The organism is Chitinophaga agrisoli (assembly GCF_008386695.1).
Taxonomy (GTDB): Bacteria; Bacteroidota; Bacteroidia; order Chitinophagales; family Chitinophagaceae; genus Chitinophaga; species Chitinophaga agrisoli.
Map to the genome: position 1 here is coordinate 723,425 of NZ_VUOC01000002.1, position 15,966 is coordinate 739,390.

Annotated in this window: 12 protein-coding genes; 2 read left to right on the plus strand and 10 right to left on the minus strand. The window is 51.3% G+C overall.

The window, feature by feature from the left end; translation table 11 throughout:
- Positions 1-21 precede the first annotated feature (21 nt).
- Together F0L74_RS10325 and F0L74_RS10330 are read right to left on the minus strand one after the other, a co-directional pair.
- Entirely contained in the window at positions 22-1,869 is a 1,848-nt protein-coding gene (locus tag F0L74_RS10325) for a 7TM diverse intracellular signaling domain-containing protein (RefSeq protein ID WP_246197669.1), read from the minus strand.
- 137 nt (positions 1,870-2,006) lie between these two features.
- A complete protein-coding gene (locus F0L74_RS10330) occupies positions 2,007-2,423 on the minus strand; it encodes a copper resistance protein NlpE N-terminal domain-containing protein (protein WP_149837791.1) in 417 nt (138 codons plus the stop codon).
- Between the two features lie 144 nt (positions 2,424-2,567).
- Between F0L74_RS10330 and F0L74_RS10335 the strand changes: the two genes are divergently transcribed.
- On the plus strand, positions 2,568-3,677 hold the full coding sequence (locus F0L74_RS10335; protein WP_149837792.1) for a tetratricopeptide repeat protein: 1,110 nt from the start codon (positions 2,568-2,570) through the stop codon (positions 3,675-3,677).
- Between the two features lie 9 nt (positions 3,678-3,686).
- On the opposite strand, the gene F0L74_RS10340 is transcribed toward F0L74_RS10335, so the two are convergent.
- The 8 genes from F0L74_RS10340 to F0L74_RS10375 form a co-directional block, all read right to left on the minus strand.
- Entirely contained in the window at positions 3,687-4,706 is a 1,020-nt protein-coding gene (locus tag F0L74_RS10340; RefSeq protein WP_149837793.1) for a zinc-binding alcohol dehydrogenase family protein, read from the minus strand.
- Positions 4,707-4,944: 238 nt separating this feature from the next.
- Positions 4,945-6,168, minus strand: coding sequence for an MFS transporter (locus F0L74_RS10345; protein WP_246197670.1), 1,224 nt, complete (start codon positions 6,166-6,168; stop codon positions 4,945-4,947).
- A gap of 71 nt (positions 6,169-6,239) precedes the next feature.
- On the minus strand, positions 6,240-7,007 hold the full coding sequence (locus tag F0L74_RS10350; RefSeq protein WP_149837794.1) for a 3-ketoacyl-ACP reductase: 768 nt from the start codon (positions 7,005-7,007) through the stop codon (positions 6,240-6,242).
- A gap of 40 nt (positions 7,008-7,047) precedes the next feature.
- The gene (locus F0L74_RS10355) at positions 7,048-8,208 is read right to left on the minus strand and encodes a Gfo/Idh/MocA family protein (RefSeq protein ID WP_246197671.1); all 1,161 of its coding nucleotides are present in this window, start codon (positions 8,206-8,208) and stop codon (positions 7,048-7,050) included.
- 41 nt (positions 8,209-8,249) lie between these two features.
- Positions 8,250-9,083, minus strand: coding sequence for a sugar phosphate isomerase/epimerase family protein (locus F0L74_RS10360; RefSeq protein ID WP_149837795.1), 834 nt, complete (start codon positions 9,081-9,083; stop codon positions 8,250-8,252).
- Complete coding sequence (locus tag F0L74_RS10365; RefSeq protein ID WP_149837796.1) at positions 9,080-10,462, minus strand: glycoside hydrolase family 88 protein; 1,383 nt, start codon at positions 10,460-10,462, stop codon at positions 9,080-9,082. The genes F0L74_RS10360 and F0L74_RS10365 overlap by 4 nt, the downstream gene beginning before the upstream one ends.
- Before the next feature lie 373 nt (positions 10,463-10,835).
- Positions 10,836-11,855 (minus strand): LLM class flavin-dependent oxidoreductase, encoded by a 1,020-nt coding sequence (locus F0L74_RS10370; RefSeq protein WP_149837797.1) that lies wholly within the window; start codon positions 11,853-11,855, stop codon positions 10,836-10,838.
- 45 nt (positions 11,856-11,900) lie between these two features.
- Positions 11,901-12,857 carry an ATP-grasp domain-containing protein gene (locus F0L74_RS10375; protein WP_149837798.1) on the minus strand — a complete coding sequence of 319 codons (957 nt, stop codon included), beginning with the start codon at positions 12,855-12,857 and terminating at the stop codon, positions 11,901-11,903.
- Positions 12,858-13,138: 281 nt separating this feature from the next.
- On the opposite strand from F0L74_RS10375, the gene F0L74_RS10380 reads away from it, so the two are divergent.
- Positions 13,139-15,958 carry a SusC/RagA family TonB-linked outer membrane protein gene (locus F0L74_RS10380; protein ID WP_213086938.1) on the plus strand — a complete coding sequence of 940 codons (2,820 nt, stop codon included), beginning with the start codon at positions 13,139-13,141 and terminating at the stop codon, positions 15,956-15,958.
- The last annotated feature ends 8 nt before the right edge of the window (positions 15,959-15,966 follow it).

Here is a 15,966-nt window from a genome sequence, read left to right on the forward strand (position 1 = left end):
TGGTTACCAGGCAAAAAAGAGTTAGTCGTAGGCAATGACCAGCTTACTCCACCCTTTTTCATCAGAATGCTGAAGGGTCTTTTTCCGGTCTTCCATTACTTTTTTGATGCGGTTGCTATAAGACCAGCAGGTGCTCTGGCGTATGCCCAATATTTCTGACAACTTATGGGAGGAAATCTTGCCTTTGGTGGAATAGACCAGGAAGATCATGTAAAAGGCCTTATTGATATCTATACGGGTATTCTGGAGTATGGTATTGGCCGTTACGGACTCTTCGTAACCGCATTTGGCGCAGCGGCGGCTGTAGACTATATGGCCGCTGAAATAATGGCCGTGCCCGCATTTGCGGCAGGCATACCCCTGGCTCCATTTTAATTCTGAGAGGAAGCGGAAGCAGCTTTCCTTGTCCGGGTAGATCCGGCTGAACTCTTCAAAATCCACCGGGGCAGACAGCACCCGGGCGCGGGATACCTTTTCTACATTTGTTTGCAGTTGCCGGTTATCCTGTTCCAGCAATGCGTTCATACGGGAGATCTCGCCGGCCTGTTCCTGCAGGAGCTGGTTGGCCTGCTGCAGCTCGTCGTTCTGCTCTGCAATAAGAGCAGATTTTTCCATAAGCTCCCGGGTGCGCTCCTTCACCTGCGACTCCAGCTGGCGGTTAAGGGTATCCTTGAGACGGGCATTCTCCGTCATCTGGCTGATGATCTGCCGCTGGGCTTTTTCCTTCCGTTTTTTAAGCAGGCGTACTTTATCGCCAATGGCAAAGGACAGGAAGAACATCTCGAAAATGAAGCAGAAACTGAGGCTGTAATAGCTGATGACGCCAAAGTTGAGCCATTCATAGCCCAGCATGATAAAAAACTTCAGCATAAAGCCCACAAACAGGAAACTATAGGCCAGCACAAAAAAGCGCGCTGGCCGGTATCCCCTTAACCAGACATAGACGCCAGTATAACATGCTATCGTCAGGGGGATCATTTCAATGAACTTATAGTTAAACCAGGTACGGGCCCATATCAGCGCAACCAGGAAAAATGCAATACGCGCCATGATCACACCCAGGATGATCTTATTGAGCAGGGGCGCCCTGGACTTTACGTATAACAGCTTGCGGGTAAAGAGCAGCGCAAATATACTCATCCCGCAAAGCGGAAAAGCAAAGGCGTACTGGTTCCAGGCAGGGGCGTGCGGCCACAGGTATTGATAGGCGATCCCGTCTGTGCACATTTCGTATAAGGCCACGCTCAGGTTGTACAACACATAATAGAGGTATTGGCGCTGCCTGACGGCCAGGAACATAATAAGGTTGTAAAAGCTGAAGATCAGGATCATGCCGTAGAAGAGGCCAAAAGAAAAATATTCATTCAACGCATAGCCTACGAACTTATTTACCGAGCGGAGCACAATGATCACATCTGCGATCTGATTAGAGCGTACACGGAAATAATAGACCTGCTCCCCTGCCTTGTTATTATCCAGGTTTAACTCAAAGTTCTTATGCAGGAAAGGCCGCTGGTTAAACCGGTATTGATCTCCCAGGCGCAACACCCGGAAGAAAGGCGTAGTATCCGCCACATCCGGCGAAGGCGCGCCGGCCGGCAGGTAGGCCGTGATCTCGTCTATTGTCTGATCAAAGTATTCGAGAATGAAATGTTTGGATACGGCGGGGTCATGTTTTATCCGGATACGGTACCAATATGCTTGTCCCAGACGCTGGTTCTGGGGCGTGCTGCTGGTGTTATCCTTAAACAGGGCATTATACGCAGGGCTGCTGACCTGGCTGATGGTGAGCGCGCCTGTTGGATCTTCGAGATACTGGATCTCCCCGTAGGTAAAGATATGCTGCTCCAGGTCTGATGTGATCGGCACTGCTTGTTGCGCAGAACATGGTAAACCCGTAAAAACTGCCAGGAGTAAAAATAACAGACCAAGGTTGTATGTAACGTGGAACCAAACCCTCCCCATCTTATGGTATTAACTAAGTAAAGGTAGTGGATTGACAGGTATTAGTCCTGTTTTTCAAGGAAATAGGAAGAGACCTCATTATTATCCGTATCCAGTTCCATGAGGCGGTTGCCCTTTACATGGTAATAACGGGCCGTACCTCCATTGCGGCCTATGAGTTCATATTGCAGCTGTTTACCGCGTTTAATGCGCCAGGCGCCTTCTTCGCCAAAGGTATTGCCATTGTCCTGGCAGTGCTGCGTCATACGGTAGGAACCGGTATCCTTGTTAGGGCGGCGGGTGAAGGTGATCTTTACCTCTATGTCCTGGCAGGTAACCGCATGGATGATGCCCTGCCATTGCTCTATGGTTACGAGCGTATCCGTGCCGGAGAGCGTAGTACGGACGCCTTTACTGCATTGCCAGGAGTTACAGGACCAGAGGAACATACAAGAAAGGACAAGGAGGAGTGGCTTCATGGGGAATGGTTTTAGGCAAAGCTATGCAATTACTCTAATAGCCTGCGGCCAGCCAATATTTGGCAAGGCAGGCCGGCCCGATACATTCAGATATAATTATATATTTTTGCCGCCATTAATACCTGCTTTTTATAATCCTATACCATGAAAACCATGCAATGGCTGCTGTTGCTGCCTGTTTTTTTTATGCTGTCCTGCCGTTCCGGCCTGAGGTTATTCAACAAAAGCCAATACGATAAAGCCGTCCGGGCATTTGCCAAACAGCTGCGAAGGAGCCCCCGTAATGAGAAGGCCCATCTGATGCTTCCTATCGCCTATGACTCTGCCCGTGCCGTACACCTTGGCCAGGTGAGGAACTACCGTAAATCCAATGATCCTATGCGGTATGAAAAGATCCGTGCCGAACTCATGAAACTGCAGGAAGACTATGCTATCATACGCCGTTTCCGCGCCGCATCTGCCGTGGTTACGCCGAAGGATTACAGCAAAGCCATTTCGTCACTAGTAGAAAAAGCGGCGGCGCTGCATTACCACCTGGGAGATTCGCTATTACGTACCGGCATTAAGAGCGACGCACGGAAAGCGTGGGGGGAATTCAACCAGGCGCTTACCAATATTGAGGACTATAGGGACGCCGGCGCGTTACGGGATAGTGCTGTGATCAAGGGCCATATGACCATTGCCATATCAGTGGGCGCCTCGCCCGACTGTTGCGAAGACGCTGCCAGCTATTTTGCAAACGGAATACGCAGCAGCATTGAGTCAGACGTTAGAAAGAGCCGCTTTGTGAGCTTTGTAACAGCTGACAAGCCCAGTGACAGCCAAATGAAAATAGACTTTAGTTTAAAACTGGAGGATTTCCACCGGTCTCAATTCCAGGAAGACCGGTCTGCAGATGTGGAGGAGATCGATGGCACGGACACCAGTTATGTTACCGTGGCGGCCAAAGTATACTACAACAGTCTGAAGGTAACCGGCAGGGGCACCTTACTGTACACGCTCACCCGCCCGGAAGGGGAGCTGCAAAGAGCATTTGACTACTTACCCGTCTGGGAAAGATATTACCAGCTTACCTTTGAAGGCGATGAGCGGGCGCTCACTGAAGCGGATGAAGCTATGCGTACAGACGATACCCTCGACCCGCCGGACCCACAAACTTTCTACGAGAATATTGTCTGGGGATCTTTGATAAACGACGCATGTATTGACCTGCTTGGCCGGTATGGCAAAGACAATTTTGGATACGGGTATTGACCACCGCCCCTATTCCATGCTCACCATGGCTTTGATCACGCCGTTTGCCGGGTTAAGCCAGCTTTCAAACTCATCTTTTACGCGGTCGAAGCTAACACGGTGGGTGATATAAGTAGCCGGTTTTACCAGGCCATTCTTCATAGAGGTGATCACATGGTTAAAGTCTTCGCGGGTGGCATTGCGGCTGCTCATCAGCGTAGATTCCCTTTTATGGAATTCCGGATGGGAGAAACTAATCTCTCCTTTCTGTAATCCTACCAGCACATAGCGGGCGCCATGCGCCATATACTGAAAGGCGTTGTTGATCGCTTTCTGGCTGCCGGTGGCGTCTATCACCACGGTAGGCATATCATTATTGGTGATCCGCTTTAATTGCTCCGTTACATCAGCATCCTTTGCATTTACTGTGTGTGCTACCTGCAATTTGTCTTTACAGAACGCCAGGCGGTGCTCATTGATATCCATGGCAATCACATTTGCGCCGGCAATACGGGCAAACTCCATGATCCCAAGGCCAATGGGACCGGCGCCTATTACCAGTACAAACTCTCCCGGCTGTACGGCCGCACGGCGCACGCCATGAGCGCCAATGGCCAGGGGCTCTACCAGCGCCAGCTCATCGAAGGAAAGGCCTTGTCCGTGGACCAGACTGCGTATGGGTACGGTGAGATATTCCACCATGCCCCCATCTATATGTACGCCGCATACTTTTAAAGTAGTGCAGCAGTTTGGTTTATTTGAACGACAGGCAATGCAGGTACCGCAGTTGAAATAGGGAATAAATGTAACCGCCTCTCCTTCTTTAAATTCCGGCGGGGCGCCGTTTGCCTTTATCAACTCGCCGGACAACTCATGGCCCAGGATACGGGGATACTCGAAATAAGGTTGCGTACCTTCAAAAGCATGCAGGTCTGTGCCGCAGATACCAATACGGCGGATCCTGATCATAGCGTGGTCCGGCGCGAGCGACGGCATTTCCTTTTCCTGATAAACCAATTCCCCGGGCGTAGTGCAGATAAGCGTTTTCATGTAATTAAGTGTTTTCCTGACAATATTCAGGTGAACGAAGATAATAAACGGAAAGATAAAGTAATGAAGGGAATTTTTCAGAGATTGATGAGTGGCGGTGGAATGGACTGATCTAAGGATGATGATCATGGATAGCAAAAAATATCCGCCGTACTGGATGGTAGGCACAGTTAACAGGATAATACCACAAATGGTCCTTGCAAGCGGCGTCATATCTATGATTTAGGGGATGGAAAATTCAGTCAGCCTCTACATAGTCCAGGTCCTTTGTAAATGTTTCATCCAGAAAATATAATGCCAGTAATGCCACGGCCGTGGTTAAAGCGCCTGCTACGAGTGCGCTGTGCACAATACCCATGCTGCCGCGCAGGTACAGGAATAATGTGGTGAGGGGAATAACCGCGCCGCGTACAAAATTAGGCACCGTAGTAGCCACGGTAGCCCGCAGATTGGCCCCAAACAGCTCCGCAGCCACCGTCACAAACAGCGCCCAGTAACCATTGGTAAAACCCAGCAGCACACATACCAGGTAAAAAGCAGGCAGGGTCTTTAAGGGCGCCAACAAGTATACCCCTACCAGCAACAGGGAGAGCAGGATAAACAGCAGCACGATCTTCCGGCGGCTTTTTACATACTGGCTCAGCAGCCCGCTAACAATATCGCCGGCAACCTGCCCGGCAAAGGATAACATAACGGCCTTACCTGCCACTACAGGTTCCTCCAGGCCTATGGCCACGCCAAACTCCGGCGAGAAGGTGATGAGGATACCCACCACAAACCAGATGGGTAAACCTATGGCAATACATTGCAGATAACGCAACAGGCGGCGGGGCTTTAACAGCATCATTACATTACCCCGCTGTACAGATATGGTCTTCATGCGCGTGAATACCGGCGACTCAAAGACCCGGATCCGCATCAGCAATAACAACAACCCCAGGCCACCGCCTATGAAATAAGCCATCCGCCAGTCAAACAGATCCGCCACAAAATAGGCCAGGATAGCGCCTATTACGCCCAGTGTGGCCACCAGCGTGGTACCATACCCACGGATCTGTTTGGGCAGCACTTCCGTTACGAGGGTTACGCCCGCACCCAGCTCCCCTGCTAATCCAATACCTGCAATAAAACGGAACAACGCATACTGAGGGACCGTCTGTACAAAACCGTTGGCTATATTGGCCAGGGAGTAGATAAGGATAGAACCAAAAAGAACGGACAAACGGCCTTTTTTATCACCCAGGATGCCCCAGCCAATACCACCTATGAGCAGGCCCGCCATTTGCATGTTGAGCAGCCATACGCCTTGCTGCAAGAGACCATCACCGGTAGCACCCACGGCTTGAAGGCTGGGTACGCGCACTACGCTGAACAGGAACAGATCGTACATATCTACCAGATAGCCAAAGGCAGCGGCAATAACCGGAAGTTTGAGCAGTTCTTTTGTAACGGGTGTTTTCACAACGGGAGGAATTAATGATGAAGAACAAGGGTTTTACCGGCGGACAGCTATTAAGGAATGCCCTGACATTACTACAAACGCGGCACAGAAAGACCGCCATCCACCATGATCACCTGGCCGGTAGAATACGGGAAGTTACCGGCGGCCAGGGCTGCCACGGCTTTACCTACATCGTCCGGGTAACCCCAGCGGGGCTGTATACAAAGACCGTTCTCTATTAAGCGGTCGTATTTATCTTTTACGCCGGCAGTCATATCTGTTTCAATAATGCCGGGACGTACTTCATATACCGGTATATTATAAGCGCCCAGGCGCACGGCGAACAATTGCGTGGCCATGCTCATGGCGGCTTTGGCCAGGCAGTATTCTCCCCTGTTCACGGATGCGATGGTAGCGGAGATGGAAGATATGTTGATGATACAGCCCTGGCAATCCTGATCCGCCTGTTGCTGGGCTATCATCCAATTAGCAACTGCCTGCGTAAGGAAATAAGGTCCTTTGAGGTTGGTGGACAATACTTCATCAAAGCTTTGCTCTGTTGCCTCCAGGATATCTTTGCGCTCACGGGGCGCAATGCCGGCATTATTGACCAGCACGTGCAGGCGGCCAAACTGCTGTTTGACCTGTTGCAGCAGCTGTTGCCGTTGTTCCGCATAGGCGATATCCGCCTGGCAGTAGATGACCTGTACATTGTAAGCCCTTAACGCTGTCAGGGCCTCCTGTACGGCCGCAGCGGGGCGTATGCCGTTAATGGCCAGGTTATATCCGCCGGCAGCTAAATGACGGGCAATACCCAGGCCTATGCCCCGGCTGCCGCCGGTAATGAGCGCTACTTTCATAGTTCCAGATTATCGGTTAGGAATGTAAATACAGGTATGGCTATTCCAGTTCCGGCACATCTACCCAGCAGCGTTTTGCCCAGCTCTCCAGCCCTTTTTCCGCCAGTTGTACACCACGTGCACCGGCCTTAAGATCCCACGGAAATGGCTCATTCTTTACCACATGGCGCAGGAACAATTCCCATTGTACCTTAAAGGCGTTATCATAAGTTTCCTGCTCCGGCATTTTAGACCAGCCATCAAAAAAACGGATAGGTTGCTCCACATCCGGGTTCCATACGGGCCGGGGCGTGTTGCCATAATGCTGGGTAAAACAATCACGCAGGCCCGCTACGGCGGAGCCTTTGGTCCCATCCACCTGGATGCTGAGCAGATCATCCCGGCGCACACGTACCGTCCAGGAAGAATTGAAATGCGCTATTACGCCTCCTTCCAGCTCAAAAGTGGCATAGGCGGCATCGTCTGCCGTGCAGGCATAAGGGTTACCCTGCTCGTCAATACGCTCCCCTATATGCGTGGCGCCCAGGCAGGACACGGCCTTTACGCCGCCAAAAAGGTTATCCAGCACATAACGCCAGTGGCAGAGCATATCCATGATAATGCCGCCATCATCTTCTTTGCGGTAGTTCCAGGAGGGGCGCTGGGCCGGAATGGTCTGTCCTTCAAATACCCAGTAGCCGAACTCCCCTCTTACGGAAAGGATACGCCCAAAGAAATCGTTCTGGATAAGGCGTTTTAGTTTCAGTAATCCTGGTAGCCATAATTTATCCTGCACCACGCCGTGTTTTACGCCAGCTATCTTACACAGCCTGTATAATTCCATAGCAGCGGCAGTGCTGGTAGCCACGGGCTTTTCGCAGTAAATATGTTTACCCGCCTTTACCGCCTGTTTTACATCTGCTGCACGGCGGCCGGTGGTCTGCGCGTCAAAATAAACCGTGTAGGTGGGATCGCTTAATACGCTGCCAAGGTCTGTGGTGTATTTTGTAATACCGGTGCGGGCAGCCAGCTGCTGCAGTTTGGCTTCATTACGGCCTACCAGCACCGGATCCGGCATAATATATTCCGTATCGCTCAGCTTAACGCCGCCATTAGCCATAATAACGGCAATAGAACGTATCAGATGCTGGTTAGTACCCATACGGCCGGTTACGCCGTTCATGATGATGCCTACATGGTGGATGGTGATGAATTCCGTCATAGTTTATCTGGCATTATGAATGACTGATGAATAGATGCGTTTCAAACATGTTGCAGGTAAGCCTGTTTTATCTGCCGGAGGAAGACCTGCTGATCCTGCGCCCAATATTCGTCAGAGAAGATCTCTACCTCATGGAAGCCGGTAAAACCGGCATCCTCTACCCATTCCCTTATCTGGCGGATGGGGATGCAGCCCTCTCCCATGAGCCCGCGATCCAATAACAGGTGGCGGGTAGGCACCCGCCAGTCGCATACATGGAAAGCGAACAGATGGCCATTACGCCCGCAGCGGGCTATCTCCGTCTGCAGGGCGGGGTCCCACCAGAGATGATACACATCCACCGCAACGCCTACCCAGGGAGAACCCAGCAACTGGGCCATATCGTTGGCCTGGGCCAGTGTGCTGATGGCGGAGCGGGTATCAGCATACACCGGGTGCAGCGGCTCTATGGCCAGCTTTACCTGCGCGGAGGCCGCCTGCGGTAGTACCGCCGCAATACCTTCATAGATCTGTTGTCGTGACACCTCCAATGGCTGCGCAGGATCTGCCCCGCAGACCAGTACGATCATGGGCGCGCCCAGCTGACTGGCCTCTTCTATGGCCCGCAGGTTGTCATCAATAGCTTTTTGCCGGCCGGACGCTGTAGTATGGGGGAAAAAGCCGCCCCTGCACAGGGATACGATCTCCAGCCCCTGGTCCCTGACCATCCTGCCGGTTTGCTGTATATCCCTGCCGGCAAGCGCATCGCGCCAAACCGTAATACCTTTTATCCCCTCCTGCGCATAGCGCTGTACCGCGGTATCAATGTCCCAGGGTTTAGTAGTGATGGTATGCACACAACAGCGGGAAAGATCATGCAGGCGTTGTGTGCTCATAATACGCTGTTATAAAATGCATAATAGGGTTCCCCATTGATGAGACGCCGCAGGTACAACGCTGCCTCGCGGATGTGGTAATCGCCCCACATGCTGGATTCGCCCTGCGGGATCTTACCGCCCGGCGGAATATAGTCCCAACCATTTGGCCGGTGATATACGGAATGTAACAACAGCCCCTGATGCGATGGCGACGTGCTGAGATAAGGCTCCTGCAGCAGCGTATATAATACCCTTAAACCTGCCTGCCAGTATTGTTCCGCCTTCTCATTGCCCTGCTGCCTTTGCAGGTAGCTACCCAGGCGCAGCAGGCCCTGTGCGGCAATGGCCGCAGCGGAGCTGTCTACCGGTTCTGCATGGTTGAAGGGATCGGCCGGCTGATCCATGTAATCACCCAGGCGCGAAAGACCGGGCGCACCGGTATCCCAGTAAGGAACGCCATCAGTTGGCGTATGCTGTATATAAAAATCACAGGTGGCGGTAGCGGCCTTCAGCAGAAAGCCTTCTACTACCTGTCGCCCGCCCAGTACGGATAACGAGGCCTCATCTGTCAGCGGCAGAAACTCCAGCAGCTCTGCAAAACCGCACATAGCCCAGGCCAGGCCGCGCGTCCAGGTGGTAAAACCGGAATAACCCTGCTGGGCGTTGGGTGACCGGAAACGGCCGTCGTTGGTGTTGAAGATACATTCATGCGCCGTGCGGCCCCATTCGTCATACGCATCCCGCCCTTCGCCATAAAACACGGAGAAAGTTGCCGTGGCCTGCGCATGCTGTAAGGCGCGCTCCAACAGGTTGATGCGTACATCCCCCTCTGCCTGTAAGATATGCCCCAGCTGATGGCTAAGCACCAGGCTGCGGCAGGACCGGATGGTATCTATAAAAAGGGAATGCGGCCCATTGAATGAATAGATAAAACCGCCATTCTCCAGCGGCGTCCACCGGGATGCCTGTACGGCGCCGGACACTTTCAGGGCCAGGGTATAAAAACGTTGCTCCCATTCGTTGGCCGGTATTTTACCTTCTTTCATTAAACGTAGAAGATTACCGTAGGTGCTCACGTTATTAAACCCGTGATCATGTACGCCGGTATGGCTCAGGTGTGGGGCCATGCGGTTAACGGTATTATGTTTACCAAGATCGAGGAAATCTGTTTCGCCGGTAGCGTCATATTGGAGGATGGCAGCGCCGTATTGAAAACCCTGTGTCCACTCCGTCCAACCCCGGGAAATATAACGCCCATTACGCGTAAATACGGGAGCGCCCTGTTTGCTGTCATACTGCTGTTCGATATGCCAGATCTTCTCTGCCGACAGTTCCCAGAAGCGCACCAATTTATCCTTAAAAGCCGATGGCTCTAACGATGCATCTGTTGTTATCATATCGTGGAAAGGGTTTAACCGGGTTTACAATTTCTATAAGATGGGAAAAAAAATCCAGAATGCCTTTTATTATACACACCCAATTATCCACACAAAGTTATGCACACATGTAACACTAAAGTACTATTAATTGTAAAATAGCAACTTATGGATTCTCCAAATGTTCCACGTGACACATTTATCCACATTTTAGATTTTACTATCTGTGTATTGTGGGGAAAAATGGGGATAAGTTGCGTAGATCTAATGGAATGGAAGACGCTTATTTGCAGCAACGTTTCAAAATAGGGTCGATACGGGTGTCAATGCAGTAGCAATGCAGTGTCAATGCAGTTGCAATGCAATAACGACCCTTTTTACCCCCGCTTTTGCCCTAAAATCCTATGACGGCCTCTGCAAAACGCTCCATTTCCTCCAGCTGGGGACTGCATTGCAGGAGGAAGAAGTTAACCCCAATCTGCTCAAAGGCTGCAATACGGTCCTGTACCTGGGCCGGCGTACCTGTAAGACCGCTCCGCAGGCCACGGTTGGATACAGAATAGTCCTGCAGGGAAACGGTGTTCTCTAACTGGGTACCTGCCAGCCATTGCTGGTAATTCTTGTAGCCGGCGCTCCCCTCCTTTACATTGGTGATCTTTTCGAGCTCCTGTTTAACCGCCTGCTCATCTTTACGGATAATGCTATACGCGCTTACGCCAAATTGCATGGGCGGCAGACCTCTGCGTTCCCGGCGCACACTGAGGTCATTGATCCGTTGGGCGATCACTTCCGGCGCGTCGCCGTGCATTACATAACCGTCGCAGGTGGCGGCGATAAGCTCTTTGGCAGCCTCTGACTCGCCGCCGGCATAGATCATGGGCCGGGGTTGTGATACGGGCTTAGGCTGCAGCACATTATCCCTGATCTTATAAAACTTGCCCTCAAAGCTGTAATGATCCTGCTTCCATACATTGTCCAATACATTCAGCCATTCCGCGGTACGGGCATAACGATCATCATGCTGTTCAAAACCAACTCCGTATTTGTCCGCCTCATCCTTCCACCAGGAGGATACCACATTAAGGGATAAACGCCCCTGACTGATATGGTCTATATTGGCAGCCTGTTTGGCCAATAGCGCCGGTGCATGAAAAGTGGGCCGTACGGCCACCATCAGCTCCAGTTTGCGGGTAACCGCCGCCAGTGCTGCCGTAGTGGACCAGGCGTCCAGGGAGGGCGCCTCCTCCCCTTTTATATCATTTAGGTTTAACTCCGCTATGAGGGAGAGATCGTAGCCCAGCTCTTCGCTGCGGATGGCCAGGCGTTTTACATAATCCCAGGTAGGCTCCATGTGCTCATCTGTGACATTACGCAACCAGCCACCGAAAACGGGCATCCAGTATCCGTATTTCATATAATGGTTATTGAGGTGATAGATTGTTGTTGTTGATGCGTACAGTTATGATACAAGACGGGGCATGCAGGCTGTTTCCAGGAAGTCTACCAGCTTTTCATGCGGGTTAAAACCGATCACGTTCACCGCATCGGCTACAAAGTTGGAGAGGGCATTTACATCATAGTATAACACTTCTCCATCGCGGTCGTCAACGATATACTCAATGCCGCCTACATCTATCTGGCTCTCCTGCACAATAGTTTCCACCGCCCGGATTATGTTGGCGGGAGGTGTGTAAGCCTCTACCTTTAACCCGTTCTTAGGCGCATCCAGGGCACAGGCATTGCGTATCAATTCCTTTCCATCATTGGTCTGACAGATATCCGCCGGGCACAAATTGAATGTGTCTCCGGTAATGTATACACGTATGGCATACAGGTATTTGCCGCCCAATGTTTCCACCCGGGTAATACAACCGCCCCTGCCGGGAATATATTCCTGCACCAGCGCGGTATGATCAATACCAAAGGAGATACTGCCCTCATCGATCGCCTCCTGTAAAGCACCCAGGCTATTAAAGCGCGTAATGCCCGCGCCGCTGCCGCCAATGTTTGCCTTTACCACAATGGGAAAACGCAGGCCGTCCGCAGCCGTAAAAAGCTGTGACGTATGATTGACCACCCGCGCTTTGGGATATCCCAGGCCCAGCGATTGCAGCAGGATAAGCTGTAATGCTTTGGAGGTTTCATAAGTAAAGGCCTTATAGCCATTAATAACACGTACGCCCAGTGTTTCAAGGTGCTTTAAATAATTGAGCGTGTAAAAGACGCCCTGCATACCATCACGCAGATAGGCAGAAGGGCTCATGCGGTTAAACAGCAGGTCAAATCCGGGATGGGGCGCATCGATGGCAAACTGGTGCTGTACCGGGTTAAAACGTTGATAAGCTAATCCTCTTTTGTCCAATTCAGCAAAAAGAGGCTTGAACCAATCGGGGTGTTCATGATAGATCGCGAGCATAGGTTAAATGTTATATCATCTTACTAAATCTATGTTTTAAAAATATTTTTTCCTAAAGTATTTGATAACCGGTTTTAAGCATTTACTTTTGTCTACATAAATAGTAGACTAATAAATATCGACCAGCTTTATGCGTTCAGCTATATACTGTTGAGCTAATATCTATCAGGCCGTTTGTCTCCCACCAATACATCACGGCTACGATCCATGTACGTTTTATCACACTTGTTTTACGTCCGGCGCATGCCGCAGATGGCGTATCACTATTCAAATCCAACACCGTGAAAAGAGATTTACCCTTCTTCCGTACAATGCTGCTTGTGGTGGGCCTGCCGTTATTGAGCCGGGCACAATCTGCCGTAGCAGTAAAAGACACCGCTATCGCCACCTCGCTAAACCGCTCATTGAGCGAAGTGATCGTAGTGGGCTACGGCGCGCAAAGTAAAAAAACACTGGTAGGCGCTGTGACCAGTATTAAAGCCGCTGCCATACAAGGCAGGCCCGCAGCCAGTTTTGACCAGCAGCTGCAGGGGCGCGCGCTGGGCGTGCAGGTAAGCGCCAATACCGGCATACCGGGCGATGGTATTTTTTTCCGCATACGCGGCACTACCTCTATTAATGCGGGAAACGATCCTTTGTACGTGGTAGATGGCGTGTTCATTAACAACCAATCCTTACAACGCATATCTACACAGGGGCAGGCCAATAATCCGCTGGCAGATATCAACCCTGCGGATATTGAATCTATCTCCATCCTGAAAGACGCCACCGCTACTGCCATTTATGGCGCCAGGGCCGCCAACGGCGTGGTGCTCATCACCACTAAACGCGGGGCTTACAACAGTAAGCCTAAAATAACCTTTAATAGCTCCGTGGGCATTGCATGGGCGCCGGAATTATGGGATCTGGCCACCGGGCATGAGCATGCAACTATTATCAATGAAGCCTGGATCAATGATGGCAAACCCTTTGCCACCCGGCCATTCCGGCCCAAATCCGAAGGCGGGCGCGGGTTACCGGAAGAGCAAGCCACCTACGACCGCCTGCATGATATATTCCGCACCGGGGCGCTGCAGAATTATGATCTTGCGGTAGCAGGCGGCAATGATAAAACGCGGTATTATCTCAGCGGCGGGTATAATAAACAACTTGCCAACCTGCGGACAAATGATTACCAGCGCGCCAGCCTGAAAGTAAACCTTGACCAGCAGATCAACGACAAAGTGCGCATAGGCAGCAGTAACACCCTCTCCCGCTCCCGCCGCACCAATGCCCGTGTGGGCGATGGGCCGCAGGGCGGCATTCTGCAGGCGGCGTTGCATACGCCAACCTATCTGCCTAAATTCAATGATGACGGCAGTTACGCCAAATGGGCGGGGTTTGATAACCTGGATGTGCTGATCAGGTATACGGATATGTATTCCGTAAGCACCCGTTATATTGGTAATGTGTATGCGGAAGCGGACCTTTTTAAAAACTTTAAATTCCGCAGCAGCTGGAGCCTGGATCATAATGATTATGATGAGTATGAATACTGGAACAGCTTTACCAACAGGGGCAGCGCCAGCAAAGGCCTGGCCACTTCCAGCGTAAGTAAGAATACGATATGGGTGAATGAGCAAACGCTTACATACCGTACTACTCCGGGGCGACCCCATCATTTCAGCGCCATGCTTGGCAACTCTATACAGGGCAATATCTCGCAGCAAACCCTGGCGCAAGGCACCAATTTCCCGAATGACGCTTATAAACAGATCACCTCCGCTGCTACGACCACCGGCTCTTCCACGCGTGCGGAAAACCGGCAGGTGTCCTTTTTCTCAAGGGTGGAATATAACTACGAAGGCAAGTACCTGGCGGAAGTGAATTTCCGTGCAGACGCTTCCTCTAAATTTGGCGCCAACAAACAATGGGGCTATTTCCCTTCGTTAGGCATTGCCTGGCGGGTAAAGGAGGAACGTTTCCTGCAGGATATAGACGTTATCAGTGATCTTAAATTCCGCGCCAACGCAGGCGTTACAGGCAACCAGAATGGCATAGGTAATTTTGCATCCAGGGGGTTATGGGGCGCGGGCGCTAATTACCTGGATAACCCGGGCACTACACCGCAACAACTGGCCAACCCGGAGCTGGGATGGGAAAGTACCCGGCAAATTAACTTAGGCATAGACTTAGGGCTGTTAAAAGACCGTATTGCCATAGAATTTAACTGGTACCATAAATACACGACGGATCTTTTACTGAACCTGCCTTTACCGGTAAGCACCGGTTTCTCCACCATTGCCAGTAATGCAGGCGAGATCAGTAACCGGGGCATAGAACTGGGCATCAATACCACCAACATCAGCCGCCGTGATCTTGTATGGCAAACAAATTTCAACATTGCCTGGAATGCGAACAAGATCGAAAAACTGGAGATCCCTATTGACGCCTCCTATTCTGTGGAAAGGATGGCGCAGGGTTATGCCATGCACACGTTCTTCCTGTATAAACAATTGTATGTAGACCCGCAAACCGGCAATGCGGTTTATGAGGACACCAATAAAGATGGCAACATTACCGCGGCAGACCGGCAGATGCTGGGCCAGGCCACGCCCAAATTCTTTGGCGGCCTTAATAACACGGTTACCTGGAAAGGTATTGAGCTTTCTATCTTCTTCAATTTCCAGTATGGCAATAAGGTATATAACAGCAACCGGTTCTTTCACGAATCCGGCGGTACACGGGATGACCGTAGGGCCATCAACAAAAACCAGCTGAGCCGCTGGCAAAAACCCGGTGATATCACAGACGTGCCCAGGGTCACCACCCTTGGTACCAACTATACGCTGAACCCTATTACCCGTTTCCTGGAAGACGGCTCTTTTGTAAGGCTCAGCAGCCTTACGCTGGGTTATACCCTGCCCCGGCAGCTGGCCGGCCGGATACACGCCTCCGCTGTACGCGTATACTTTAGCAGTTCCAACCTATGGCTGCTGAAGCACTACCAGGGGCCGGATCCTGAGATCAACGTAACATCTGACCCTAATGTGCAGGGCTATGATCTGGGCACGCCGCCACAGCCCCGTACCCTGCAGTTTGGCTTAAACCTTACCCTTTAAATATTGCT

Excerpts from the sequence above, each read along its gene's own strand:
- F0L74_RS10335 (WP_149837792.1), top strand. The coding sequence starts at position 2,568 with ATGAAAACCATGCAATGGCTGCTGTTGCTGCCTGTTTTTTTTATGCTG.
- F0L74_RS10370 (WP_149837797.1), bottom strand. The coding sequence starts at position 11,855 with ATGAAATACGGATACTGGATGCCCGTTTTCGGTGGCTGGTTGCGTAAT.
- F0L74_RS10340 (WP_149837793.1), bottom strand. The coding sequence starts at position 4,706 with ATGAAAACGCTTATCTGCACTACGCCCGGGGAATTGGTTTATCAGGAA.
- F0L74_RS10350 (WP_149837794.1), bottom strand. The coding sequence starts at position 7,007 with ATGAAAGTAGCGCTCATTACCGGCGGCAGCCGGGGCATAGGCCTGGGT.
- F0L74_RS10360 (WP_149837795.1), bottom strand. The coding sequence starts at position 9,083 with ATGAGCACACAACGCCTGCATGATCTTTCCCGCTGTTGTGTGCATACC.
- F0L74_RS10330 (WP_149837791.1), bottom strand. The coding sequence starts at position 2,423 with ATGAAGCCACTCCTCCTTGTCCTTTCTTGTATGTTCCTCTGGTCCTGT.
- F0L74_RS10375 (WP_149837798.1), bottom strand. The coding sequence starts at position 12,857 with ATGCTCGCGATCTATCATGAACACCCCGATTGGTTCAAGCCTCTTTTT.
- F0L74_RS10365 (WP_149837796.1), bottom strand. The coding sequence starts at position 10,462 with ATGATAACAACAGATGCATCGTTAGAGCCATCGGCTTTTAAGGATAAA.
- F0L74_RS10355 (WP_246197671.1), bottom strand. The coding sequence starts at position 8,208 with ATGACGGAATTCATCACCATCCACCATGTAGGCATCATCATGAACGGC.